This is a genomic window from Frankia sp. CeTa3Moorea, assembly GCF_978021225.1.
Genome location: NZ_CDXDOR010000026.1, coordinates 5,641 through 8,421, shown reverse-complemented (window position 1 = coordinate 8,421; position 2,781 = coordinate 5,641). Strand labels below are relative to the sequence as shown.

Here is a 2,781-nt window from a genome sequence, read left to right as displayed (position 1 = left end):
CCGGCGGCCGGGGCGGGCTTTCTCCCGCGGCGGGCCGGCGGACTGCCGCACGAGCTGGTCTTCCGGATCGAGTCGGTGTCCCGGCACGCCTCGGTCCGGCACGTGCACATAGAGACCGGCGAGGGCGCGGTGCTGGCCGACTGGTGGTCGCGGGGCCGGGTCGAGCTGATGGCGGCCGGCCGGCCGTTCGTGCTGGAGACCGATCTTGACGGTTCTGGGATCCGTCTGGTCGAACCCATGGGACGGGTGCCCCTGGCCGCCTTCGAGCCAGGCCGCCACGGGGGCCGGGTGCGCCTGTCGGACGGTGCCACGCTGCGCTGGCTCACGCCGACCCGCGGCGAGTTCGCCAGCGGGCTCGTGGGTCACCGCGACGTGAACATCATCCGGTTTGCGCTGGACGGAACGGCGCTTGTCGTGGCCAATCCGGATGCGCTCGACCCGGGGGTCACCCGGGTGGCCCGGACGCCGGGTGCGGGTTCGGGACATGTCTGTCGGGGGAAAGTCGCGGACCCGCGGCTGGGATGGGTTCCCGACGTGGTAGCCCTGCTCGTCCTCGGCTGGTTTCTTCGGATGGTCGAGTCCGAGGTCGTCGGATCTTCTCGATTGCGTGTTCGATACCTAGGTGCTTGACGGGCGGCGCCGGAGAGGGTTCACTACTTTGTGATCGAACCTATGTTCGAGATCTGGGAGGTGTCGTGACCACCGTGACCAGTCGGCCGATCAGTGGCTCGATCAGTGGCTCGGACCCGGCGGGAGGAGCGGCCCGCAGTAAGGGCGCGTTCGGCGGCCATGGTGGATCCACCGGGCCGCGCGGTGCGTCCACCGAGCCGGTTGGACGGACCCTGGTGTCGGCGGCGGGGCTGCCCCGCCGCTCCCGTGACGATCTGTTGGTCGCCGCCCGGCGCGGTCTCGGTGAGGCCGAGTACGCCCAGACGGCCGGGGAGCGCTACGCCCTCGCCCATCTCGCGGCGCTGCGGGCGGCGGCCGCCGTCCTGGCGGACCGGGCCCGGCCCCGTCCCGGTCGTCGCGGTCGGCCCGTGAGTGCCTGGTGCCTGCTTATCCGGGTGGCCCCCGAGCTCGCGGAGTGGGCGGAGTTCTTCGCGGCGGGGGCTGCCCGGCGATCGGCGGCCGAGGCCGGGCTGAAGGTGGTGACCAGGCGGGAGGCCGACGATCTGATCCATCAGGTCGATCTGTTCATCGGGGTTGTCGAGGGCGTGCTGGGCCTGCCGTCCCAACCAGTGATCGCCGGCACCGGTCCGGTCGGGCGTGGGGAGGTCGCGATGGTCACGCCGCCGAGCCGACCACGGTCAGCCTGCCCTCGGCCCGGCGACGCCCCGGGCGGGTGACGAGCGGTTGCGTTTACGGTGAGCATCAGTCACTATCGGTTACCCCCCGAGGGGTAGTGGCTGGCGGAGCAGGAGATCATCGATGGTCCTCACCGGTTCTGGGCATCGGCACCGCGGTGCGCATCGGGCCGTGCCGTCCGCCGTTGCGCGTCGCAACAGCTGGGTACTGCGGGTCGTAGGGCTGTCGGCTGGCGGGCTGGTCGTCGGGGTTGTCATAGGTCTCACCGTGGGTCAGTGACGCGCCCGGTCCTCCGGCGTGGGCGAGCGGGCTGATGGCGGCGATGCCGACGATGCCGGCGTGAGGAGACACGACGCGCATGACCAGCCATGTCACCGGCGCGGATCTGCGGCAGGCTGCGATCTGGCACGGTCTGCGGACGGTCCTGCCCGGATCGGCAGCGGGGGTTCCGGCCTGGTCGGTGGCCCCGACGGCCGCGACCATCCCGCCGATCATCGTTGCCGCGGGCGGTGGGAGTGGTAGCTTCGCTGTCCCCCTGGCGGTCGAGGGCTACCTGGTGATCGTCGTGGACCCGTCGCCGGACGCCCTGGCAGCGTTGCGCCGTCGCGCCGACGAACGGGGCGTCGCCGACCGGGTCACGGCCGAGCAGGGCGATCTGGGCGACCTGACCGGCATCGTCGGCACCGAGACCGCCGATTTGTTGCTGTGCCACTCCGTCCTCGACGTCGTTGACGATCCCGGGGCCGCCCTGGCGGGGGCCCTGCGGGTGCTGCGCCCGGGAGGCGTCCTCAGCCTCGTCGTCGCGGGCCGGGCTGCCACAGTGCTCGCCCGCGCCCTGGCGGGTCGCTTCGAGCAGGCGCAGGCCGTGCTGACCGGCCAGGGCACCGGGGCGCCCCGGGCGGCCGCCGGGTTCACCACCGCCGAGATCGTCGCGCTGGTGGACGGGGCTGGCGCGGACGTCGTCGACGTCCACGGGGTGCGTGTGTTCGCCGACCTGGTCCCCGGGGCACTGGTCGACTCCGATGCCTTCACCGCGCAGCGGCTGCTGCGCCTGGAACTGGCCGCGGCCGCCCGGGAGCCGTTCCGTGACCTCGCGGCACAGCTGCATGTGCTTGCCCGCCGTCGTGCCGCTGGTACCGCTTGTAAAGCCGGCACCGCCGGTTCCCGTGATCGTGGATTTCCCGGTATGAAAGACCCCAGTTCGGGCACGGACCAGGTGACGGGAATCGCTCGGTTCCAACCAGCATGACAGGTTGCCTACCGCACCCGCCCGCACATGCCTATCCTTGGTTATCAGGTTCCGTCCGCCGGGCCTACAGGTCGTGGGAGGAGCGTCGATGCCGCTCTCGGAGAACGAGCAGCGCCTGCTGGAGCAGATCGAGCGCGCTCTCGTACAGGACGATCCGAAGTTTGCCAGTACCGTCCGTTCGACGGACCCCCGTACCTACCTGCTGCGCCGGGTGCGCCGCAGCGCGG

Annotated in this window: 5 protein-coding genes; 4 read left to right on the top strand and 1 reads right to left on the bottom strand. The window is 71.8% G+C overall.

What is annotated here, in order from left to right:
• The coding region (locus tag AC08OV_RS07430) for a hypothetical protein (protein ID WP_476619477.1) at nt 1-630 on the top strand (630 nt) is incomplete at its 5' end.
• Nucleotides 631-704: 74 nt separating this feature from the next.
• On the top strand, nt 705-1,346 hold the full coding sequence (locus tag AC08OV_RS07425; protein WP_476614082.1) for an SAV_6107 family HEPN domain-containing protein: 642 nt from the start codon (nt 705-707) through the stop codon (nt 1,344-1,346).
• Between the two features lie 76 nt (nt 1,347-1,422).
• Here the strand turns inward: AC08OV_RS07425 and AC08OV_RS07420 are convergent, their stop codons facing one another.
• On the bottom strand, nt 1,423-1,665 hold the full coding sequence (locus AC08OV_RS07420) for a hypothetical protein (protein WP_476619476.1): 243 nt from the start codon (nt 1,663-1,665) through the stop codon (nt 1,423-1,425).
• Between AC08OV_RS07420 and AC08OV_RS07415 the strand changes: the two genes are divergently transcribed.
• Together AC08OV_RS07415 and AC08OV_RS07410 are read left to right on the top strand one after the other, a co-directional pair.
• Complete coding sequence (locus tag AC08OV_RS07415; protein ID WP_476614078.1) at nt 1,664-2,554, top strand: methyltransferase domain-containing protein; 891 nt, start codon at nt 1,664-1,666, stop codon at nt 2,552-2,554. The two genes, AC08OV_RS07420 and AC08OV_RS07415, sit on opposite strands and share 2 nt — an antisense overlap.
• A gap of 88 nt (nt 2,555-2,642) precedes the next feature.
• Nucleotides 2,643-2,781: DUF3040 domain-containing protein (locus AC08OV_RS07410; protein WP_476619482.1), on the top strand; the 139-nt coding region annotated here is incomplete at its 3' end.